The following is a 21,554-nucleotide window of genomic DNA, read 5'->3' as shown; positions in this document are numbered from 1 at the left end:
GGCAGGCGTGAGCGTATTGAACCTGGTTCCGGTGTTCACGGTGGGGCTGCTCGGCAGCGTCCACTGTGTCGGCATGTGCGGCGGGATCGTCGGCGCGTTTTCATCCGTGCCCGCACCCAGCGCAGCGGCGCGGCCGTTTCCGGTCGCGGTCATGACCGTGCGCGCCCCGGCCGAAGGCGCGCTGCGCGTGCTGGCCTATAACACGGGCCGCATCGGCAGCTACATGCTGGCCGGCGCGCTGGCCGGTGGCCTGGCGGGCGGCGCGCGCACCCTGGCCGGGCTGACCGCCTTGCAGGCGGGCGGCTACTGGCTGGCCAACCTGATGCTGGTGATCCTCGGCCTGTACCTGATGGACGCCTGGCGCGGCCTGGCGGCGCTGGAAACGCTGGGGCAGCTCTTGTGGCAGCGTGCGCGCCCCCTGATGCGTTTCATCATGCCGCTCGATCATCCGCTCAAGATGCTGGCGCTGGGCGCCCTGTGGGGCTGGCTGCCGTGCGGGATGGTGTACAGTATGCTGATGACAGCCATGTTTACCGGATCCGGCGCCGAGGGCGCGATCGTGATGCTGGCCTTCGGGCTGGGCACCTTGCCAATGCTGCTGGCCATGGGCATGGCGGGCGAGCGCCTGCGCGCGGCGCTGCAAAAGCGCGCGGTACGGATCGGCGCCGGCACCCTGGTGCTGGCCTTTGGCCTGTTGGGCCTTGCGCGCGCAGCCATGGGCGGGCAGGCTGGCTGGCTCGACGCGCTGTGCATCACGGGAGGCGTGCATTGAGCGCGCAGCCATTCACCGCCGCCTGCTACCACTGCGGGCTGCCGGTGGCGCTTGGCACCACCTGGTCGGTGCGCATCGATGGCGCGCCGCGCCCGATGTGCTGCCCGGGCTGCGAAGCGGTCGCGCACGGCATCGTCGAGGCCGGCCTGGCCGACTACTACCGCACCCGCAGCGTGTTCGCCGACCGCGCCGAGGGCGTGGACCTGGTGCCGCCCGAACTGGCGCTGTACGACAGCGCCGTTCCAGCCACTGCGGGCGAGTCGCGCGAGGGCGTGTTTTCGCTCGACGGCATCCGCTGCGCCGCCTGCGTGTGGCTGATCGAACGGCGCCTGGCGCGCCTGCCGGGCGTGCGCGAAGCCCAGCTCAACGTGGCTACCGAGCGCCTGCACATGACATGGGACGCTGCGCTGTGCAAACCAAGCGACATCGTCCAGGCCCTGCGCGGGATCGGCTACACCGCCTATCCCTACCAAGCGGCGCAGCACGGCGCCCAGCTCGAACGCAAGCGCAAGAAGCAGTTCCGCCAGCTGTTCGTGGCCGGCCTGTCGATGATGCAGGTGATGATGTACGCGCTGCCGGCCTACATTGCCGACGAGGGCACCATGGACGCGCCGATGGCGGCGCTGATGCAGTGGGCCTCGCTGCTGCTGACCATTCCGGCGGTGCTGTATTCGGCCCAGCCGTTTTTCCGCGGGGCCTGGGCCAGCCTGCGCGCGCGCATGCCGGGCATGGACCTGCCGGTGGCGCTCGGCATCGGCGCCGCATTCGGCGCGAGCGTGCTGGCCACCCTGCGCGGCAGCGGCGAGGTGTATTACGACTCGGTGACGATGTTCATCTTCCTGCTGCTGGCCAGCCGCTATCTCGAACAGATGGCGCGCCGCAAAGCCGCGCGCGCACTGGAAGACTTGCAGCGCGCCTTGCCGGCATCGGCCCAGCGGCTCTCCAAGTGGCCCGGCTCGCGCCAGGCAACCATGGTGGCCGCCGCCAGCCTGGCCGAGGGCGACGTGATCCTGGTCGAACCGGGCAGCGCGGTCGCGGCCGACGGCATCATCCTCGAAGGGCATACCGAGGTCGACCTGGCGCTGTTGACGGGCGAAAGCCGCGCGCAGGCACGCGTGCCGGGCGACGAGCTGCCCGGCGGGGCGATTAACACCACCCAGGCCATCGTGCTGCGCGTAACCCGCGTGGCCAGTGACAGCACCCTGGCGCGCCTGGTCAAGCTGGTGGAAAAAGCCGGCCAGGGCAAGCCGCGGATCGCCCAGTGGGCCGACCAGGTGGCCGCCTGGTTCGTGGTGGGGCTGCTGCTGCTGACGGTGGCGGTCTTCATCGGCTGGCAACTGGTTGACCCGGCGCGCGCCTGGCAGGTGGCGATCGCGGTGCTGGTGGTGTCGTGCCCGTGCGCGCTGTCGCTGGCCACGCCGACCGCGCTGGCCGCCGCCACCGATGCGCTGGTGCGGCGCGGCGTGCTGGTGGTGCAGCCGCACGTGCTGGAAACGCTACAGCGCGCCACCCATATCGTGTTCGACAAGACCGGCACCCTGACCGAGGGCCGGCCGGTGCTGCGCCACGTGGAGCCGCTGGCCGGCTTGAGCGCCGCGCGCTGCCTGCACCTGGCGGCGGCGCTGGAGGCGGGCAACGCCCATCCGCTGGCGCTGGCGATCCGCAGTGCCGGCGCGGATGGCGGCCTGCGTGCGGACCAGCTGCACAGCGAAGCGGGGCAGGGCGTGGAAGGCGTCGTCGACGGCGTGCGCTATCGCCTCGGGCGGGACGGCTACGCGGGCGCGGCCCCGGTGGCGGTCTGGCCCGACGTGAGCAACGTCTACCTGGGCGCCAACGGCATCGTGCTGGCGCGCTTCGAGCTGGCCGACGCGCTGCGCGCCGATGCGCCCGAGGTGGTGCGGCGCTTCCGCGCGCGTGGCCAGACCGTCATTCTATTGAGCGGCGACGACCAGGCGGTGGTCAGCCGCACCGGCGCCGCGCTCGGCATCGACAGCGCCATCGGCCAGCAGCTGCCGGAGCAGAAGCTGGCCTACGTGCAGCAGCTGCAAGCAACAGGCGCGGTGGTGGCGATGGTCGGCGACGGCATCAACGACGCCGCCGTGCTGCGCGCGGCCGACGTCTCGTTCGCCATGGGCGGCGGGGCCGCGCTGGCCCAGCTCAGCGCCGACTGCGTGCTGTTGTCAAACCGCCTGGCGGCGCTGGACGATGCCGCCACGGGCGCGGCGCGCGCGCTCAAGATCATCCGCCAGAACCTGGCCTGGGCCAGCGTCTACAACTGCGTGGCGATCCCCGCGGCCGCCTTTGGCCTGATCAATCCGTGGCTGTCGGCGGCCGGCATGTCGCTCAGTTCCGCCGTGGTTGTCATCAACGCGCTGCGCCTGCGGCGCATGAAGGGCGCCTGAATGGAATCCTTGTATCTATTGGTCCCCCTGAGCGTGTTCATCGTCGTGCTGGCGGTGTGGGTGTTTTTTGGGGCGGCCGACAGCGGCCAGTTCGACGACCTCGATGGTCCCGGCATGCGCATCCTGCTCGACGACGAGGACCCTGTCGAGAAAGCCCCAAGCAACGATCTTGCATGATTCCGGCGTTTTTGATTCACATCAAGGATTTTTGATCCCCAGAAATTTACTCTTCTGCTGTCATCGTTGCATTCTCAGGAGAGCCTTTGTGGACAGAGCTTTAAACTACAACAACAAGATCGTCAGGTACTTTACGATCGCCACCGTCTTTTGGGGCGTCATCGGCATGCTGGTCGGGGTGTTCATCGCCGCGCAGCTGGCTTGGCCGGCCCTCAATTTCGACATCGCCTGGTTAAGCTACGGGCGCCTGCGTCCGCTGCATACCAATGCTGTCATTTTCGCATTCGGCATCAACGGCCTGTTTGCGACTTCGTACTGGGTGGTGCAGCGCACCTGCCAGGTGCGCCTGTTCTCGGACACGCTGGCCATGATGACCTTTTGGGGCTGGCAAGCGATCCTGGTGCTGGCCACCATCACGCTGCCGATGGGTTTCACGCGCGGTAAAGAGTACGCCGAGCTGGAATGGCCGATCGCGCTCTTGATCACGGTGGTCTGGGTGATCTACGCGATCGTCTTCTTCGGCACCATCGTCAAGCGCAAGGTCAAGCACATCTACGTGGCCAACTGGTTCTTCGGCGCCTACATCCTGGCCGTGGCGATCCTCCACATCGTCAACGGCGCGGTCATGCCGGCTTCCTTCTGGAAGTCCTACTCGGCCTACGCCGGCGTGCAGGACGCGATGATTCAATGGTGGTACGGCCATAACGCGGTCGGCTTCATCCTCACCGCCGGCTACCTCGGCATGGTGTACTACTTCATTCCGAAACAGGCCGAGCGCCCGGTGTACTCGTACCGCCTGTCGATCGTCCACTTCTGGGCCCTGATCTTCACCTACATGTGGGCCGGACCGCACCACCTGCACTACACCGCGCTGCCCGACTGGACCCAATCGATCGGCATGGTGTTCTCGCTGATCCTGCTGGCGCCATCGTGGGGCGGGATGATCAACGGGATCATGACCCTGTCGGGCGCCTGGCACAAGCTGCGTTCGGACCCGATCCTCAAATTCCTGATCGTGTCGCTCTCGTTCTACGGTATCGCCACGTTTGAGGGCCCGATGATGTCGATCAAGACCATCAACGCGCTGTCGCACTACACCGACTGGACCGTCGCCCACGTGCACGCCGGCGCTTTGGGCTGGGTCGGATTCATCACCATGGGCTCGATCTACTACCTGATCCCGCGCCTGTCGGGCAAGACCGAGATGTGGAGCGTGCGCCTGATCGATACCCACTTCTGGGTCGCGACCATCGGCATCGTGCTGTACATCTCGTCGATGTGGATCGCCGGCGTGATGCAGGGCCTGATGTGGCGCGCAGTAAACAGCGACGGCACCCTGACCTACACCTTCGTGGAAGGCGTCAAGGCGACCTATCCGTACTACGTGATTCGCGTCGGCGGCGGCTTGCTGTACCTGACCGGCATGCTGCTGATGGCCTATAACACGTACCGGACGATGCGCAGCACTGTCAGCGAAGACGCGCGCATTCCCACCCTTTTACCTGCACACGCCTGATTTCGGAGCTTGTAATGAAATTTTCACATGAATTAATCGAGAAGAATCCCTGGCTGCTGATCGGACTGGTTTTACTGGTTGTTTCCTTCGGCGGGCTGGTGGAAATCGTTCCGCTGTTCTTCCAAAAATCGACCACCGAGCCGGTGGCCGGCCTGAAACCGTATTCGGCGCTGCGCCTGGTGGGCCGCGACATCTATGTGCGTGAAGGCTGCTACAACTGCCACTCGCAGATGATCCGTCCGTTCCGCGCCGAGACCGAGCGCTATGGCCACTATTCGGTGGCCGGCGAATTCGTCTACGACCGGCCGTTCCAGTGGGGTTCCAAGCGCACCGGCCCGGACCTGGCGCGCGTCGGTGGCCGCTACAGCGACGAATGGCACCGCACCCACCTGGACAACCCGCGCGACGTGGTGCCGGAATCGAACATGCCGGGCTATCCGTGGCTGGCCAAAACCAAGCTGGTGCCGGCCGAGGTGATTCCGAAAATGCGCGCCCTGCAGCGCCTGTCCACGCCCTACACGGAAGAAGACATCGCCCAGGCGCCGGCCACACTGGCCGACAAGACCGAACAGGATGCCCTGATCGCCTATTTGCAGGGCCTCGGCATCCAGATCAAGACGAGGAACTGACATGGCAATCGAACATATTTTTGACAGCGCGAGCAGCATCATGACCGTCATCAGCTTCACCACTTTCCTCGGCATCTTGCTGTGGACCTTCGTCCTCAAGGGCGGCAAGGACTTCGAGACGCAGGCGGCGCTGCCGTTCGCGGACGACATCACCGGCGATAACGCTGGCGGCAAGACGGGGGAGAGCGGTCATGGCTGATTTCACCAGCGGTTTCTGGGACCTGTACATCATCGTCATTACGGTGCTGGCCATTCTCGGCTGCGGCGTGCTGCTGTGGTCCCAGTCGACCCACAAGGTCGAACCGGGCAGCGACGGCACCACCGGCCACGTGTGGGACGAAAACCTGACCGAACTCAATACCCCGCTGCCGCGCTGGTGGATGTGGCTGTTCTACATCACCATCGTGTTCGCGCTCGTCTACCTGGTGCTGTACCCGGGCCTGGGCAGCTACGCCGGCAAGTTGGGCTGGAAGTCGAGCGGCGAATATCAGCAGGAACTGGCCAAGGCCGATGCCGACTACGGTCCCCTGTTCGCCAAATACGCCAGCCAGGACCTGAAAGCGGTGGCGGCCGACCCGCAGGCGCACGCGATCGGCGAGCGCATGTTTCTGACCTACTGCGCGCAGTGCCATGGCTCCGACGCGCGCGGCAACAAGGGCTATCCCGACCTGACCGACAAGGACTGGCTGCATGGCGGCGAGCCGTCGGTGATCAAGGAAACCATCATGAAGGGCCGTAACGGCATGATGCCGCCGATGGGCGCGGCGGTCGGCTCGGAAGCCGATATCGAAAACGTGGCGCACTACGTCAAGAGCCTGTCCGGGCTGACCGCCGATCCGATCAAGGTCTCCTTCGGCAAGTCCAAGTTCGGCGCCTGCATCGCCTGCCATGGCGCCGGCGGGGTCGGCAACCAGGCCCTGGGCGCGCCCAACCTGTCCGACAAGGTCTGGCTGTACGGCGGCAGCGCCGAGACGATCATGGAAACGATCCGCAAGGGCCGCACCAACACCATGCCCTCGTTCCACGAGTTCCTGGGCGAAGCCAAGGTGCACGTGCTGGCCGCCTATGTATGGAGCCTGTCCAACGATCCGGCGCCAGCGAACCTGGCAGCGGCGCCGGGGGTGGCGCAAAAATGAGCGAGGCCGCCAGCAAGCCGGTTGTGATCCGGATGTATGCCGCGCGCGAGGAAATCTACCCGCGCGAAGCAAAGGGACGCTATGCCAGCTTGCGCTGGGCGTGCGTGTGGATCACCCAGATCGTGTTCTACGGCTTGCCGTGGCTGAACTGGAACGGCCGCCAGGCGGTCCTGTTCGACCTTGGGGCGCGCAAGTTCTACATCTTTGGCATGGTGCTGTGGCCGCAGGACTTCATCTACCTGGCGGCGTTGCTGATCATCGCCGCCTACCTGCTGTTCCTGGTCACCGCCATCGCGGGACGGGTGTGGTGCGGCTTCGCCTGTCCGCAGACGGTCTACACCGAAATCTTCATGTGGATCGAACGCAAGATCGAAGGCGCGCGCAGCGCCCGCATCCGCCTCGACCGCCAGCCATGGACTGCCGACAAGCTGGCCAGGAAGAGCGCCAAGCACCTGGCCTGGGGCGTGGTGGCGCTGTTTACCGGCTTTAGCTTCGTGGCCTATTTTGCTCCGGTGCGCTCGCTGCTGGCCAATATCGGCGCCTTCGCGCTGGGACCGTGGGAGTGGTTCTGGATCGGCTTTTATGCCTTCGCCACCTATGGCAATGCCGGCTGGCTGCGCGAGCAGGTGTGCAAATATATGTGCCCGTATGCGCGCTTCCAGAGCGCCATGTTCGACAAGGACACCCTGATCGTCACCTACGACCAGGAACGCGGCGAGCCGCGCGGTGCGCTCAATCCCAAGGCCACGGCGGAGGAATCCAAGGCCAAGGGCGATTGCATCGACTGTAATATGTGCGTGCAGGTGTGCCCGACCGGGATCGACATCCGCAAGGGCTTGCAGTACGAATGCATCGGCTGCGCCGCCTGCGTGGACGCCTGCAACGGCGTGATGGACAAGATCGACCTGGCGCGCGGGCTGATTCGCTATTCGACCGACAATGCGATGGATAAAAAATGGTCGGCCAGGCGCATCGGCCAGCGCATCCTGCGCATCCGGGTGCTGATTTATACCGGGCTGCTGGTGCTGATCGTGGCCGGCTTCGGCACCGCGCTGGCGCTGCGCACCCCGCTCAAGCTCGACGTGATCCGCGACCGCGGCTCGATGGGGCGCGAAGTGGGCGACGGCATGATTGAAAACGTGTATCGTTTGCAAATCATGAACACGGCGGAAGCCGGGCATACCTTCCGCATCAAGGTGTCGGGCATCGATTCGGTGCGGCTGGCGACACCCGACCAGGCGGTGCTCGATGGCGCCAGCACGCGCGCGGTGCCGGTGCGGGTGCAGGTCCAGCGCAGCGCGGCGGCGCCCGGGTCGAACCATATCGAGTTCGAACTGACGGCGGTGGACGACGCGTCGCTCAGCGTGCGTGAAAAAGCCGTGTTCATCGTGCCAAAATAAAGCAAACAAGGAGACCGCATGCAAACCGCCTCACCCCTGACTCCCTCCATCGGCCCGTGGTACAAGCACCGCTGGCCATGGCTCCTGATGCTCGGTCCCGCGCTGGTGGTGGTGGCCGGCGTCAACCTCGGTTTCGTGGCCTATATGGGCCAGGATGCGATGGTGGTGGACGACTACTACAAGCAGGGCAAGGCCATCAACCAGGACTTGCGGCGCGACCGCGTAGCCAGCGCCATGCGCCTGTCGTTCAGTGCGGCCTACGATCCGGCCACGGAAAAGCTGGCCGGCACCTTGAGCAGCGGCGGGCAGGCCCTGGCCGCGCCGTTCAGCATCCACCTGGCGCACGCCACCCAGCCGCAGAAAGACCGCAAGCTGGACGTGATTCCGGATGCGGCGGGCCATTTTTCGGTGGCGCTGCCGCTGCTGGAACGGGCGCGCTGGCAGGTGGTGGTCGAAGGCGGCAAGCGTGACTGGCGCCTGGCCGCGGCCTGGCACTGGCCGCGCCAGCAGGCGCTGGCGATCGACGCCGATGCCCCGGCCGTTGTGCACTGACAGGGGGGAGGGTAGATGCGACTTGCGATGAAAGTATTGTGGCCCGCCTTCCTGGCGGCGATGCTGGCCGAAGGCTGCTTCTTTGCGCTGTTCGACCCGCGCGAAGCGCTGCACGTGGGCGAGCTGGCACTGACGCCGATGGCGGTGTACACCGTCGGCTTTTTCTTCTTCTGGACCTTTTGCGCGCTGGCCAGCATGCTGACCTACTATCTGCTGGTGGTGCCGGACGATCCGCATCCGCCGTTCTAGGCAGGCTATGTCGTGCGCCGGGCCAAGGCGCACGACATAGCCCGGCTAAGTGGATGTCGCGCCATCGTCAAACACCGCCTGCAAGCCCGGCGACAATGCGTGGCGCTTGACCAGGTCCTGGTACAGCAAGCCGATGTAGGTCTGCATGCGCAAGGCCATCCAGCGGCCCACGCCGGACTGGCATTCCAGCAGGATGTACAGGTACAGGAATTGTTCGCCGATCCGCACACGCCAGACGATATCGTCCTGGCGCGCCGACAAACGCTCGCTCACATAAGCAGGGGTGACCCGCTCGAAGGAAGACAGCGGGATCTCGTCGAGCAGCTTGATGGAAGTAAAGTCCGTGATCAGATCGCGCACCGGTTTCGGGTGGGCGAACAGCGAACGGTATACTTGACCATATGGGCTGGCAACGAGGAAAACCGGTAATTACGCCCTGATAATTACCTTATGTGCATCAATATCGCCTCTTGAAAACTGATTCCCACACGCTTGATGGGTCTCAGGCCATCGGGCTGCACTGCTCGGTGCCGGCCGCCAGCGCCTTGAGCATGGCCGGATCGAGCAAGGTCATTTCGCGCTTGTCGACGCCGATCCAGCCCTGCTTCTTGAAGCGCGACAGCAGGCGGCTGATGCTTTCGATGGTCAGCCCCAGGTAGTTGCCGATATCCTCGCGCGACATGCGCAGCTGGAAACTGGTGGCAGAATAGCCGCGCGCCGCGTAGCGTGCCGACAGGTTGATCAGGAACACGGCAAAGCGCTGCTCGGCCCGCATATTTCCCAGCAAGAGCATGACATTTTGCTCGCGCGTGATTTCCTGGCTCATGATGCGGTGGAAGTGGCGCAGCAGGGTCGGCACCTGGCCGAACAATTCTTCCAGGCGCGCGAAGGGAATTTCGCACACTTCGCTGTCTTCCAGCGCGACCGCGTCGCAATGGTGGCGCTCGCCGCTGATGGCGTCCATGCCCAGCAGCTCGCCGGCCATCTGGAACCCCGTGATCTGCTGCTCGCCGCCGGCATTGACCTGGTAGGTCTTGAAGTGGCCGAAGCGGATCGCGTACAGGTTGCGGAACGGTTCGTCCATCTGGTACAGGCGTTCGTCGCGCAAGATGCGGCGGCGCTTGCCGATGATGCTGTCGAGACGGGTAATGTCGTCCTCGTCGAGGCCCATCGGCAGGCAGAGCTGGTGCATGCTGCATCCCGCGCAGCTGGCCTTGAGCGCGGCGACGTTCAGCAAGGCTGCGGGAACGAATGGAAGAGGCTGAGGCATAGGGTCTGACGGTTTGTGGCTTGATCCGTATGATACCCCAGTGGAACCATGGCGCACAGGCCAATACCGGCGCAGTTGCCGCATTTTCCCCGGTACAGATGGCATATTGCCAACGATAATGCCGCATTATCACCGCAGGCGTTGTGCAAGTTTCAACAGTAAGGACCATACCGCGAGGGATAGTCCGGCGCCGGCGCCCGCCAGCAGTTGCGCGACACTCAGTGGCGCGAAATGAAACACGGCGGCCAGCGCTGGCAGGTAGATGACGGCCAGCAGTGCCGCGAGAGTGCCCGTGGCGATCATCCACAGCATCGGGTTGGGCTGGCGCCGCGCAGCGTGCGCGAACATCAGCGCCAGGTTGGCGCCGACCAGCGCGGTGAACGCAAAAGCGCGCGCCGCCTCCGGCGCCAGCGCGCCGCTGGCCCACAGCCAGGCGGCGATCACGTGGGCCAGCGCCACAATGCCGTGCAGGCCGGCGCGCAGCAGGGCCGCGCCGCCCACCAGCGGCGCATCGGGGGCGCGCGGCGGCGCGCGCATGCTGTCCGGATCGGGCCCATGGTTCTCGAAGGCGAGGGTGCAGGCCGGGTCGATCATCAGTTCGAGGAACACGATATGCATCGGCAGCAGCACCGGCCAGCCGAGCAGCAGCGGCAGCAGCGCCATGCCGGCGATGCAGGCGCGCAGTTCGCGCGCCGTCATCGCCGCCAGCGCGTCGCCGGTCAGCAGCGTGCCCTCGGCCAGGCGGGCCTGGCGCGCGATGGCTTGCGCGGTCGATGGATAGTCGCCGGTGATCATCAGCACGCGGATGTCGGCCGCGCGCAGGGCGCGCACCGCTTCCGGGATGCCGGCGCGCAGGGGATCGGCCAAGGCCACCAGTCCGAGCAAAGTAAAGCCCAGGCGCGCCGGATGCGGCGGCCAGTGCGCGCCAGGCTTGCAGCATGGCGCGCAGGGCTGGGCGCGGCGCTTCTTCGCGTACCAGGCGCCAGTCCGGATGCAGCTGGCTTGACCCGGCCAGCTCGCGCCGGGCCAGCCGCTCCAGCGCCTGGTCCATCGGGTCGAACGGGTTGGTAGCGCTGGCCAGCAGCGCGTATTCGAGCAGTTCGCGCATGGCCGCAGCAAGTGCCGCGTCGGGGGCCACGGCCGTGCCGACGGCATGCAGGCGCGCCACGCGCATGCGGTTTTCGGTCAGGGTGCCGGTCTTGTCGACGCACAGCACCGAGGTGGCGCCGAGCGTCTCGATGGCCGCCAGGCGGCGCGTGAGTACGCGCGCACGCGCGTGGCGCCACGCGCCACGCGCCCAGGGCTGGAAACACCACCAGCACGACGGCAAATTCTTCCGGCGCCATCGCCATCGCCAGCGCGATCCCGGCCAGCACCCCCGCCAGCCACTGGCCGCCGCGCAGGCCGTGGAACAGGACCAGTGCCGCGCTCAGGGCCAGTCCCAGCCCCGCGAACAGCAGCGTCAGGCTGCGCGTCTGGCGCTGCAGCGGCGACGCTTCGGGCGCGAGCTGGCCCAGGGAGGCCCCGATGGCGCCGCTGCGGCTGTGCGTGCCGGTGGCCGTGACGGTGGCCGTGGCGTGGCCGCCGACCACCACGGTGCCGGCGAACAGGCAGGCGCTCGTCGTCGCCGGCGGCCTTGTCCAGCGCCAGCGATTCACCGGTTAGCAGCGACTCGTCGACGCGCAGGCCGTGGCCGGCCAGCAGGCGCGCATTGGCCGGCACGCGGTCGCCTTCGGCCACGACGATCAGGTCGCCGCGCACCAGCGCCCGGCTATCCAGATGGCGGCTGTGACCGTCGCGCACGACCAGCGCGCGGGCTGCCCAGCTCGCGCAAGGAGTCCAGCGCCTTTTCGGTTTTGCTTTGTTGAAATAAGGTCAGGCCTACGGTCAGGGCGACCGTGGCCAGCAGGAAAATGCCTTCGCGCAGCTCGCCCAGTGCCAGGTACAGCGCGGCGGCGCCGAACAGCAGCAGGAACATTGGTTCGCGCGCGGCTTCCCACGCCAGCCGGGACAGGCCGGGGCGGGTGGCGGCCGGCAGCGCGTTGGGACCGTCGGCGGCCAGGCGGCGCGCCGCTTTCGCTTCGCTCAGGCCGCCATGGATGGCCACCTCGTGCGCTGTGCTTGCCATGGAGTTCCTGCTCGGGACGCCGGACACGGCGAATCATTCAGGATATCAATGACTTACTAGCAAGTTTTGATGTGGCTCAAGCGTGCCCGGATCGGCGCTTAACGCGGGCGGAAACGCACGTCGACGCTCGAGACGTCACCCGTGACCTTGGCTTTCTTGGGTTTCTTGGGCTTTTTCAGCACTTCGCCGGCGGTATTGGTCAGCGGCACCCGGTGCTCGGGCGAGAAGCCGGGCTCCTCGATGCGCTCCAGGGTCTGTTTGGTCAGGATTTCTATGGCGGCGAGCAAGTCCACCTCGTCCGCGCACACCAGCGAGACCGCTTCGCCCGAGGCGCCCGCGCGCCCGGTGCGGCCGGTGCGGTGAATATAGTCCTCGGCCACGATCGGCAAGTCGAAATTGACCACCTGCGGCAAGTCGTCGATGTCCAGTCCGCGCGCGGCCACGTCGGTGGCCACCAGGATTTTCGCCTCGCCCGCCTTGAAGCGGTCGAGTGCGCGCAGGCGGGCCGGCTGCGGCTTGTCGCCATGGATCGAATCGGCCGCGATGCCCTGCGCCTGCAGGGTCTCGACCAGCTGGTCCACGCCCTTGCGCGTCTTGACGAACACCAGCACCTGGCCCCAGCGGTGTTTTTTCAGCAGATACAAAAACAGTTCTGGTTTACGTTTCTTGTCGACCGGCACCACCCACTGGCGGATGCGCTTGACAGTGCTGTTGCGCGGGCTGACTTCGATGCTTAGCGGGTCGATCAGCAGCTTGCCGGCCAGCGCGCGGATCTCGTCCGAAAACGTGGCCGAAAACAGCAAGGTCTGGCGTTTTTTCGGCAACGCCGCGAACACGGCGTCGAGCTCGCGCGAAAAGCCCAGGTCCAGCATGCGGTCGGCTTCATCGAGCACCAGCGTTTCGAGCTGGTCGAACTTGAGCGCGTTCTGGCGGTACAGGTCGAGCAGGCGGCCGGGCGTGGCCACCAACACGTCGAGACCCTTGCGCAGCTTCATCATTTGCGGATTGATGCTGACGCCCCCATAGGCGACGTGGGTGCGCAGCGGCAAGCCGGCGCCATAGGCACGGAAACTTTCGTGCACCTGCTCGGCCAGCTCGCGGGTCGGTACCAGCACCAGCACGCGCACCGCGTTGGCGCCGACCTGGCCCTGCAGCGTCAAGCGCTGCAGCAGGGGCAGGGCGAAGCCGGCGGTCTTGCCGGTGCCGGTCTGGGCGGCGGCCATCATGTCGCGTCCGGCCAGCACGGCGGGAATGGCTTGCGCCTGCACCGGGGTGGGAGTGCTGTAGCCGAGCGCGTCCAGCGTGCGCACGAGGGGATCGATCAGACCGAGGGAATCAAAAGACATGGGGAAGCGACCTTGCGGCAAAAGAACAAGGGCGTAGTTTACCCTGTCCGGCGATCGCCGGGGCGCAAAAGGCCTAGCGCGTGGCGCTCACGGTGTGCGCGACGGTCGGCTTGGTCGGTTCGTGCTTGTCGCCGCAGGCGGCCACAGAGAACACGAGCAGGCAGCAGGCGGCGAGGGCCGCGAGCGGGTGAAAGCGTGGTTTCATGGCGCATCCCTCATAAAAGTCCGATGCTACCCAAAACCACGCCCGGGCGGCGCGCTGTTGCGGCGCGCTGTCGCGACGCGCTGTCAGAAGCGGTAGCTTACGCCGGCGCGCAGCACCGGATATACCTTGTAGGCCTGGACATCGGCTTCCATCTTGACGCGCTCGACGGCCACGTCGCGCGCCAGCTGGGTGCAGGCGGCGCTGGTGGCGGTACAGCCCGACTGCACCAGGCGCCCGTTCGGATGGCCCTGCCACAGTGCGCCCACGTCGGCGCTGAATTGCCACTTCTTGTCGGTGCTCAAGGCATTGCCCCAGCCCAGGCCGAGGTAAGGCGCGCCCTTGTTGTACTCGATGCCGCCGTTGAGAATGCCGACCTGGCTGGCTGCGTAGTTCTTGCCATTGATGTTGTAGTTGCCGTTCGAATCCTGGCGCGCCACCATGCTGACCTTGTTACCGTTGTACACCACGCCGGCGGTCAGGCGGAACGGGCTGTTATCGATCAGGTGCCAGTCGAACAGCACGTCGATGTTTTGCAGCTTGGCCTTCATCGTGTAGCTGACGGTGCTGGCGGTATCGTTGTACTTGCGCTGGAAATAGCTGGCGCCGAAACGGGCGTTCAGGGTCTTTTCCATTGGGAAAATCAGGTGGGCGCCGACGCCGGTGGTGCCGACTTCGGCGGTAACGGCGATCTCGGCTTGCGCGCTGGCGGCCAGCAACAGGGCGGCGGCCGCCAGGGCGATATTCTTGATGTACATGCAATGACCTTTGAAGAATGACTGGGGGATGGCGGCATTGTACCGGCTCGGGCCGGCGGCGACATGCTCGGGCATCGTGGCCCGCCATGCTACCCCAGTCGGGGCCGCCAAGCCAGTCCCGAAAGGTAAGCAATTGTCGTTTTTTGTCGCCCGCCCGGGCCGGCCGGGATCGATTGAAAAAGGCGTTTCGCCTGTATTGACGGGCGCCGTTGCGTGCCGGGCTGGTGGTTTCCAAGCGCAATCCATGATAAATTCCGTCGCGGCCGTCCGCAAGCCGCCCCACCAACCGCTATTCAGGAGTTTCCCGCATGCCTACCCCGTTCCGGCGCGCCATCGCGCCCCGTCTGATCGCCGCCCTGCTGGCCTTGTCCTGTGGCGGCGCCGCCGTGCCGGTACTGGCCGCCGGTGCCGCCTTTGTAGCCGGGGTGCAGCAGCGCGACGCCGCCTTCGACCAATGGGCTGACCGTTTCGCCGCCGACTGGGTGCGGCTGTCGCCCCAGCGCGCCACCATCGACCAGTATTTCAGCGGCGCCGAACAGCAGGCGCTGGACCGCCAGCTCACGCCGATGACCGTCGCCCAGCGCGCCAGATACACGGCGCTGGCCAGGGCGGGCGTGGCGCGGCTGGACCGCTTCCTGGCCGGGTCGCTGGACAGCACCCGGCGCGTCTCGGCCGAGACCATGCGCTGGTCGCTGGCCAACCACCTGGCGGGCGAGCGTTTCGAGGACCACGCTTTCGTCTTCTCGCAATTCGGCGGCACGCATATCGCGCTGGTCAGCTTCATGAGCGCGGCGCACCCGATGCGGCGCGCGGCCGATGTCGACAGCTACCTGGCGCGCCTGGCGCAGATTGGCGAGCGCATGGACCAGGCCAACGCGCGCGCCCGCGCCGCCGCCGCGCGCGGCCTGCTGCCGCCGCGCTTCATCCTCGAACGCGCGCAGGGACAGGTCGAGGCCTTCCTCAAGCCGGCCGCCGACCAGAACGTGCTGGTGCTCTCGCTGGCCGAGCGCAGCGCCGTGCTGGCCGACCTGACGCCGCCGGCGCGCGCGGCCGCTATCGACAAAGCGGCCGCCATCGTCGGCAAGAGCATCCTGCCGGCCTACGCCAGGACCCGGGCGCTGCTGGCCGAACTGCACCCGAAGACCGGCGACGACGCCGGCATCGCGCGTCTGCCCGACGGTGCCGCCGCCTACAGCCAGGCGCTGGCCAGCTACACCGGCAGCACCTTGAACGCGGCCCAGATCCACGCGATCGGGCTGCGCGAAGTGGCGCGCATCGAAGGCGAGATGGACCGCCACCTGCGCCAGTTGGGGTACACCGAGGGCGGCATCGATGCGCGCATGAAAGCGCTCGACAAGACTTTTCAGCCGGCTGCCGGACCCGATCCGCGCGCGGCGATCCTGAGCAGTTACGCGGCCATGGTGCGCGACGCCGAACAGCGCAGTGCCAAGCTGTTCAATCTCAAGCCGCGCGCGCCGGTCGAGGTGCGGCGCGAACCGGCGCTGACCGAGGGCAGCGCCTCGGCGCACTACAGCGTGCCGGCGCCGGACGGCAGCCTGCCCGGCATCTTCTGGGTGCCGCTGCGCGGGCCGTCGTTCGACATGATCCGCATGCGCAGCCTGGCATATCACGAAGCGGTGCCGGGGCACCACTTCCAGCTGGCCATCCAGCAGGAACTGAGCGGCTTGCCGGCATGGCGCACGCAGCGCATTTTTGGCGGCGGCAGCGCGCACTCCGAAGGCTGGGCGCTGTACACCGAGCGGCTGGCGGTGGAGCAGGGCTGGTACGAAGGCGACCTGCCCGGGTTGCTCGGTGCGCTCGGATCCGAACTGTTCCGCGCGCGCCGGCTGGTGGTCGACACGGGCTTGCACAGCAAGGGCTGGACGCGCCAGCAAGCGATCGACTATGGCATCGGCGCGGCCGAGGTGGAGCGCTACGTGGTGTGGCCGGGCCAGGCCTGCGCCTACATGCTGGGCATGCTGCGCATCCTCGAACTGCGCGACAAGGCGCGGCTGGCACTGGGCGAGCGCTTCACCTTGCCGGCGTTCCACGACGTCATCCTGAAAAACGGCTCGGTGCCGCTGGACGTGCTCGGCAAGATCATCGACCAATGGATCGCCGACCAGTCCCAGGCCGCCGCGACCTGATGATTTCCTAACCGGAGTCAGACACCCCCCACAACCGGGGTCTGACCTCTGACTCGAAAGATTGTTAAATCCGACGAGGCTGGCTCGACCGACGCTGGTGCGCGCGCCATTGCTCCTTCGCTCTGCCGGCAGCGGTACGGCACTCGTCCGGCGCCATAAATGGACCGCACTGGCTCCGATGTACGCGTTAACTGTTAAATGTTGCTAATCAGAGGTCAGACCCCGGTTGGGGGGTGTGGGGGGGGAGGAAATGTTTCGAGTCAGAGCTCTGACCCCGGTTGAGCATTATTTGGTGACGTGGAAGTCTTTGCCGTTGACGACGCTGCCGGCGGCGTCGATGGTGATGAGGTGCAGGCCGCTGTATTGCAGGCCGAGCCGGGCCAGTTGCGCCGGGGCCAGGCGCAGCAGGTAGTCGCCCGGCACCACGCCGCCCAGCACGTAGTAGCCGTCGGCGGTGCTGCTGGTCTTGCCCACGATGGTGCCGCTCCGGTCCAGCAGTTCGAGCTCGAAGTCGCCCATGCCGCGCTGGCCGGCCGCACCGGCCAGGTAGGTGGTGCCGTCGATTTCGCCAGTGATGCCGATCGCGATGTCCAGCCGGCTGACCTTGCCCGGGCGCGGCAGCAGCCGCCGCCCCGGTTCGCGCGCCTGCCATTGCGGGTCTTCCAGGGTGGCAGGGTCGACCGCGATGTCGACGTGCTGGTGCGCCGGCAGGCGGTTGAGGTAGACCACGCCGTCGGCGTCGCTGCGCGCCAGGTGGGTGCCGCCGTTGACGGCGAAGCCGGCCCCTTTGATCGGTTCGTCGTCGCCATCCATGACGCCGTTGCGGTTCTTGTCGAGGAAGACGCGCACCGAGGCCGCGCCGGCCGCCGCCATCGGCACGGCGTCGCGCAGCCAGCGCCCGCTCCTCGGTTCCTGGCCGAGCGCCATGAACAGCTGCACCCCGCCGCCATAGTCGCTGCGGCTGGTGTAGAACGCGCTCACGCCAAGCCCGACGCTGCCCACGCCTTTGTTGAGCGAGGCGCTCCAGCGCAGCTGCTGGTCGGCGAAGGTGCGGGTGACGGCGGTGTTGAGGAGGTAGCCGTCGCCGACGAATTTGTCGGCCGCCAGCGCCAGCGCGGAGACGCCGGCGTCGGGCACGATGGCAATTTGCAGATGCCCGCTGACGCCGACCCCGGCCACGCGCCGGCTCGCCTGCAGGCTGGCGTCGGCATGGCGCACGCCGTCGAGCGCGCGCCACAGGGCGCCGGCGCTGAGCGCGGTGCCCCGGCGGAAGGCCGACAGGCGCGCGCCGGCTTCGTTGCGGGTGGCGCCGGAGGCGAGCTGCTCGCGCCGCAGCTGCACCGAGAGCGGCATGGGCATGGGACCGACGCCAGGCAGCATGCCGTCCAGGCGCAGTTCGGCGCGGCTGCGCAGCGGGTCGGGACCGGGCAAGAACAGTTCGCTGGCAAAGCTGTCCAGGCGCGCATGGCTGGCGCTCACCGCCACGCCGCCGACCCGGGTCTTGAGGCCGATGCGGGCCAGCTTGCCGCCGTCGTCGGCGCGCGCGACGGCGGCGTCGACCAGCAGCGCGCGCCAGTAGCCGTGCAGGCCGAGGTTGGCGTAGCGCTTGTCCTGCTTGCCGAGCGCCAGGCGCACCACGCCGCCGCTGGCACTGAGCTGGGGCGCCAGGCCGACTTCGGCCTGGGCCAGCGCGCGGGCGGCGCCATGTTGGCCGGCCTGGATGCTGGCGCTGTAGGCGACGTCGCCCGGGGCCAGCATCGCCTGGTCGATCAGGAAGCTGTGGCGCTCGATGCGCAATTGTCCCAGCGGGCCGTGGAATACCAGGCGAAATTCGTTGGCGCCGTAGATCAGCGGCTGGTCGTCGAAGCGGTAGCGCCCGTCCGGGCGCGCTTGCTGGAAGCCGATCAGCGCCTCGTTGAAGTACAGTTCCACATCCCAGCCGGGCGCCAGGTCGCCTTGCAGGGTGTGGCGGTCGGTGCGCGCCGGCTGGCCGAGCGTGCGGTTGGAGATGGCCAACCCGCTGCCGTTGCCGCTGGCCAGGGCGATGTCGCCCACGCCGGGGGCGAGCACGCTGCCGATTTGCAGCGTGCGCGCGCGCAGGGGACCGAGCAGGCCGGCGTCGGGGTCGTTGCGCGCCAGGGTCAGGCGCGCGCTGGCGCCGCCGGCGGCCCGGCCGGCGTGCAGGTAGAGCGCGGCCTCCATGCCCGCCAGGTCGGCGGTGAGGTAGGCGCTGTAGTCGAGCGTGGTCGCGCCGCAGTGCGCGTCGAGCGCCACGGTCTGGTCGATGAAGGGCAGGGCGGCCAGCGCGTAGGGGGTGTCGAGGCGGGCGTAGACGGGGGGCGGGCCGCCATCCTGGTGCCGCGCCGTGCCGCCGCGCGACTGGCGTTCCAGGCGCGCTTGCAGCGGCAGTTTTTCGCGCGCGCGCACGCGCAGCACCAGGCTGGCCATGTCGATCTCGAGATCGACCGGCAGCCATTGCGCCAGCAGGCGGCTGGCGACGTACAGGTCGTCGGCCTGGCGTTTCACGTGCGCCGGGTCGAACGTGGCGCGCCGCTCGCCTTCGATCACGAGGCGCTGCGCCAGGTCGAGCCGGAAGCCGCGCTGTTCATCCAGGATGTAGCCGCTGGCCAGGCCTTCGGCCGGCTCGCTGCGGATGGCGATGGTGAGCAGGCGCGCCAGTTCGCCCAGCGGCAGGTAGACGTCGTCGCCATGCTGGTAGGCGCCCAGCGCGTCCGATACCAGGTAGTCGCCAAGCCGCACTTCGAGCACCAGGTCGGGACCGTCGGCGCCGGCGCCGCGCACCGGCCGCGCCAGTGCCAGCACGGCCAGCAGCAGCACGATGCCGAGCCGGCAGGCGTGCCGGCGCAGGCGGTGAGAGCGCATGGCGACGCCGGCCGCCTGCGCTCAGGGCAGGGCGAGCGTGGCTTCGGCCAGCACCGCGCCGCCGGCTTCGGCGCGCTCGCGAAAGCGCAGGTGCAGGGTGCCGCGCGCGAGCGTCACGCCGGGCGGCATGGTCAGGTTCAGGCTGGCCTTGCGCAGGGGATTGGGGGTGTAGATGGCCACGCCGGCGGCTTTGGCCAGCACGTGTTCAGTTGCGCCGCCATGCGCCACGAAGGCGGCGCTGACGTCGCCGTACACCGAGCTGTCGCCGCTGCGCCCGATCTGGAACGAGAGCAGCGCACCTGCGGGGCCGCGCTGCACGTCGAGCGCGCCCAGGGTCACGCTGGCGCCCTCGGTCTGGTGCCGCACGATGACGGGAATCGAGGCGCCGATCAGGGTGTTGAGCACCACCCCGATCTGCCGCGCGCCCGCGCCTTGCTGTTCGACGCTGCTCGCGCCCGTGGTGTCGGCCAGTTTTTCGAAGTGCAGGTGCGAGCGGTATTCGCCGGGGGCCAGGGCGGCCGGTTTGCGCAGCATGACGCGCACCACCTGGGCGGCGCCCGGCAGCAGGGTAACCTGGCGCGGCGAAAAACTGAGCATGGCGTCGGCGAAGCGGTCGTCCGGCCCGGCCGCGTCGGCGCCGGTGAATTCGCCGCTCTCGGTCATGCGCCGGTTGACCAGGCTGATACGGTAGGTGGCGGGGCTGCTGTCGCTGTTGATCAGTTCGACCTGGGCGGCGCGCTGGTTCTTGGTGAATACCACGCGGGTGGGGTTGAGCATCAGGCCGGCCAGCGCCTGCAAGGGCAGCGCGGCCGCCAGGATGGCTGCCAGGAACAGGCGCGCGGCGCGCGCAAGGGAGAAGGTGGAGTGCATAGGGGCCTCGCGGGACGGTGATCGGCTATTGATATTCGATGGTGATGGGGAAGCTGCCGCTGTAGTTGCCGGGCCGCTGGCCGGGCCCGACTTGCAGGGTGGCGCCCACCGCGAGCACCTGGGTGCCGCCGGAGAGCATGCCGGCGCCGGCCGGGACGCTGACGAAGTCGCTCAGGGCCATGCTCGCGGCGCCGTCGCTGATGAGGGCGCCGGCCGGCAGGCTGATGATGTAGACCAGGTCGGCGTTGGCGGGTTGCTTGTCGCTGATGGTGAACCTGGCCGGCGCGCCGGCCGATGCCAGCAGCACCACACCGCCGGCCGCGGAACGCGCGCCGCCCGTGCCGACATGGACGCTGCCGGCGGCGAGGGCGGCGAAGCGGCCGAAGGCGAGGTCGCCGGCGGCCACCACGTTCAACTGGGCGCGCGCCGGCGTGGCTGCCAGCAGGCAGGCAGCCACGCCGAGCGCAGCGCTGCGCCGCAACAGGCGCAGGCACCGGCGGCGCGCGTCAGTTGTATTCAACGGTGGCGATGACATTGCCGGCGTAGGTGCCAGGAGCCTGGTTGGCGGCCACGGTCAGGGTGCCGCCCACATACAGCGACTGGGTGCCGCCGGCCGAGAGGGTGCCGGTGGCGGCGTCGCCCGAGGTGGCGTTGGCGCCGGTCAGGTCGCTGAATTTGGCCAGGGCCATGGTTTCTCCGCCGCCGCCGCTGTTGGTCAGCAGTGCCGTGCCCGAGTGGGTGATGGCGTAGGTGGCACCCGGCTCCCCCGTAATGTCGAACTTGGCCGCCGAGGTGGCCGAGGCGCCCATCGCCACCACGCCGCTGACGGCGCGCACGCCGCTGGTGCTGACGGTGATGGTGCCGCCGGCCGCGGCGGCGAAGGTGCCGAACGCCAGGTTGGTGCCGACCACGACGGCGATCGGGGTGACCACGGTGCCGCCGGCGGTGGCCGTCGCCTGCGCGGCGAACGCCGGTGCGCCCAGGCCCAGGCCGGCGGCGATGACGGCGAGTACGGCCAGGGTCGACAGGGTACGCTGCTGATTGATCGTTGTGTTCATTCCAGCTCCTTGGTTTCTTCGGGTGGGTTTTTTTCTTTGCAGAAGCTCTTTCTGCAAGG

General features: G+C 67.7%; 22 protein-coding genes and 3 pseudogenes. 12 read left to right on the top strand and 13 right to left on the bottom strand.

The window, feature by feature from the left end; genetic code table 11:
* The first annotated feature begins 7 nt into the window (after positions 1-7).
* From PO883_RS07480 to PO883_RS07435, 10 genes are all read left to right on the top strand, one after another.
* A complete protein-coding gene (locus tag PO883_RS07480; RefSeq protein ID WP_289309190.1) occupies positions 8-772 on the top strand; it encodes a sulfite exporter TauE/SafE family protein in 765 nt (254 codons plus the stop codon).
* Positions 769-3,174 carry a heavy metal translocating P-type ATPase gene (locus tag PO883_RS07475; protein WP_289309189.1) on the top strand — a complete coding sequence of 802 codons (2,406 nt, stop codon included), beginning with the start codon at positions 769-771 and terminating at the stop codon, positions 3,172-3,174. Before PO883_RS07480 ends, PO883_RS07475 begins: the two co-directional genes overlap by 4 nt.
* The gene (ccoS, locus tag PO883_RS07470; RefSeq protein ID WP_289309188.1) at positions 3,175-3,351 is read left to right on the top strand and encodes a cbb3-type cytochrome oxidase assembly protein CcoS; all 177 of its coding nucleotides are present in this window, start codon (positions 3,175-3,177) and stop codon (positions 3,349-3,351) included.
* Between the two features lie 88 nt (positions 3,352-3,439).
* Entirely contained in the window at positions 3,440-4,867 is a 1,428-nt protein-coding gene (ccoN, locus tag PO883_RS07465) for a cytochrome-c oxidase, cbb3-type subunit I (RefSeq protein WP_289309187.1), read from the top strand.
* 14 nt (positions 4,868-4,881) lie between these two features.
* Complete coding sequence (ccoO, locus tag PO883_RS07460; RefSeq protein WP_167088212.1) at positions 4,882-5,496, top strand: cytochrome-c oxidase, cbb3-type subunit II; 615 nt, start codon at positions 4,882-4,884, stop codon at positions 5,494-5,496.
* 1 nt (position 5,497) lies between these two features.
* Positions 5,498-5,695, top strand: a complete 198-nt coding sequence (locus tag PO883_RS07455) for a cbb3-type cytochrome c oxidase subunit 3 (RefSeq protein WP_289309186.1) — start codon at positions 5,498-5,500, stop codon at positions 5,693-5,695.
* Entirely contained in the window at positions 5,688-6,632 is a 945-nt protein-coding gene (ccoP, locus tag PO883_RS07450) for a cytochrome-c oxidase, cbb3-type subunit III (RefSeq protein WP_289309185.1), read from the top strand. Before PO883_RS07455 ends, ccoP begins: the two co-directional genes overlap by 8 nt.
* Positions 6,629-8,032, top strand: coding sequence for a cytochrome c oxidase accessory protein CcoG (gene ccoG, locus PO883_RS07445; RefSeq protein ID WP_289309184.1), 1,404 nt, complete (start codon positions 6,629-6,631; stop codon positions 8,030-8,032). Before ccoP ends, ccoG begins: the two co-directional genes overlap by 4 nt.
* An 18-nt stretch (positions 8,033-8,050) precedes the next feature.
* Positions 8,051-8,584: a FixH family protein gene (locus PO883_RS07440; RefSeq protein ID WP_289309183.1), complete on the top strand. Its 534-nt coding sequence runs from the start codon at positions 8,051-8,053 to the stop codon at positions 8,582-8,584.
* A 27-nt stretch (positions 8,585-8,611) separates the two neighbouring features.
* Positions 8,612-8,833, top strand: a complete 222-nt coding sequence (locus PO883_RS07435; RefSeq protein WP_289309182.1) for a hypothetical protein — start codon at positions 8,612-8,614, stop codon at positions 8,831-8,833.
* A gap of 45 nt (positions 8,834-8,878) precedes the next feature.
* Here the strand turns inward: PO883_RS07435 and PO883_RS07430 are convergent.
* From PO883_RS07430 to PO883_RS35065, 4 genes and pseudogenes are all read right to left on the bottom strand, one after another.
* Positions 8,879-9,226: pseudogene (locus tag PO883_RS07430) on the bottom strand (Rpn family recombination-promoting nuclease/putative transposase); the annotation flags it as partial.
* A 109-nt stretch (positions 9,227-9,335) separates the two neighbouring features.
* Positions 9,336-10,103 (bottom strand): fumarate/nitrate reduction transcriptional regulator Fnr, encoded by a 768-nt coding sequence (gene fnr / locus PO883_RS07425; protein WP_289309181.1) that lies wholly within the window; start codon positions 10,101-10,103, stop codon positions 9,336-9,338.
* 129 nt (positions 10,104-10,232) lie between these two features.
* A complete protein-coding gene (locus tag PO883_RS07420) occupies positions 10,233-11,222 on the bottom strand; it encodes a cation-translocating P-type ATPase (protein WP_289309180.1) in 990 nt (329 codons plus the stop codon).
* A gap of 221 nt (positions 11,223-11,443) precedes the next feature.
* Positions 11,444-11,695 (bottom strand): annotated as a pseudogene (locus tag PO883_RS35065) (cation-translocating P-type ATPase); the annotation flags it as partial.
* Between PO883_RS35065 and PO883_RS07415 the strand changes: the two are divergent.
* Complete coding sequence (locus tag PO883_RS07415) at positions 11,631-11,768, top strand: hypothetical protein (RefSeq protein ID WP_289309179.1); 138 nt, start codon at positions 11,631-11,633, stop codon at positions 11,766-11,768. The pseudogene PO883_RS35065 and the gene PO883_RS07415 overlap by 65 nt on opposite strands.
* Positions 11,769-11,786: 18 nt before the next feature.
* On the opposite strand, the pseudogene PO883_RS35060 reads toward PO883_RS07415, so the two are convergent.
* From PO883_RS35060 to PO883_RS07395, 5 genes and pseudogenes are all read right to left on the bottom strand, one after another.
* Positions 11,787-11,864 (bottom strand): annotated as a pseudogene (locus PO883_RS35060) (hypothetical protein); the annotation flags it as partial.
* A gap of 10 nt (positions 11,865-11,874) precedes the next feature.
* A complete protein-coding gene (locus PO883_RS07410) occupies positions 11,875-12,231 on the bottom strand; it encodes a cation-transporting P-type ATPase (protein WP_289309178.1) in 357 nt (118 codons plus the stop codon).
* 98 nt (positions 12,232-12,329) lie between these two features.
* Complete coding sequence (locus tag PO883_RS07405) at positions 12,330-13,577, bottom strand: DEAD/DEAH box helicase (protein ID WP_289309177.1); 1,248 nt, start codon at positions 13,575-13,577, stop codon at positions 12,330-12,332.
* 73 nt (positions 13,578-13,650) lie between these two features.
* Positions 13,651-13,782, bottom strand: a complete 132-nt coding sequence (locus tag PO883_RS07400; protein ID WP_289309176.1) for a hypothetical protein — start codon at positions 13,780-13,782, stop codon at positions 13,651-13,653.
* A gap of 83 nt (positions 13,783-13,865) precedes the next feature.
* Positions 13,866-14,537, bottom strand: a complete 672-nt coding sequence (locus PO883_RS07395) for a hypothetical protein (RefSeq protein ID WP_289309175.1) — start codon at positions 14,535-14,537, stop codon at positions 13,866-13,868.
* Positions 14,538-14,845: 308 nt separating this feature from the next.
* Here PO883_RS07395 and PO883_RS07390 point away from each other — a divergent pair, with 308 nt between their 5' ends.
* Positions 14,846-16,684 carry a DUF885 family protein gene (locus tag PO883_RS07390; protein ID WP_289309174.1) on the top strand — a complete coding sequence of 613 codons (1,839 nt, stop codon included), beginning with the start codon at positions 14,846-14,848 and terminating at the stop codon, positions 16,682-16,684.
* Positions 16,685-16,969: 285 nt separating this feature from the next.
* On the opposite strand, the gene PO883_RS07385 is transcribed toward PO883_RS07390, so the two are convergent.
* From PO883_RS07385 to PO883_RS07370, 4 genes are read right to left on the bottom strand one after another with little or no spacing between them, the layout of a single operon-like run.
* Positions 16,970-19,567, bottom strand: a complete 2,598-nt coding sequence (locus PO883_RS07385; RefSeq protein WP_289309173.1) for a hypothetical protein — start codon at positions 19,565-19,567, stop codon at positions 16,970-16,972.
* A 21-nt stretch (positions 19,568-19,588) separates the two neighbouring features.
* On the bottom strand, positions 19,589-20,437 hold the full coding sequence (locus PO883_RS07380; RefSeq protein ID WP_289309172.1) for a molecular chaperone: 849 nt from the start codon (positions 20,435-20,437) through the stop codon (positions 19,589-19,591).
* 25 nt (positions 20,438-20,462) lie between these two features.
* The gene (locus PO883_RS07375; protein WP_289309171.1) at positions 20,463-20,957 is read right to left on the bottom strand and encodes a DUF4402 domain-containing protein; all 495 of its coding nucleotides are present in this window, start codon (positions 20,955-20,957) and stop codon (positions 20,463-20,465) included.
* Entirely contained in the window at positions 20,944-21,495 is a 552-nt protein-coding gene (locus tag PO883_RS07370; RefSeq protein WP_289309170.1) for a DUF4402 domain-containing protein, read from the bottom strand. The genes PO883_RS07375 and PO883_RS07370 overlap by 14 nt, the downstream gene beginning before the upstream one ends.
* Positions 21,496-21,554: the final 59 nt, after the last annotated feature.

It is taken from the genome of Massilia sp. DJPM01 (assembly GCF_030348125.1).
In the GTDB taxonomy this organism is placed as follows: domain Bacteria; phylum Pseudomonadota; class Gammaproteobacteria; order Burkholderiales; family Burkholderiaceae_D; genus Telluria_A; species Telluria_A frigida.
The sequence above is the reverse complement of the archived record's forward strand: the minus strand, read 5'-3'. Positions and strand labels throughout refer to the sequence as shown.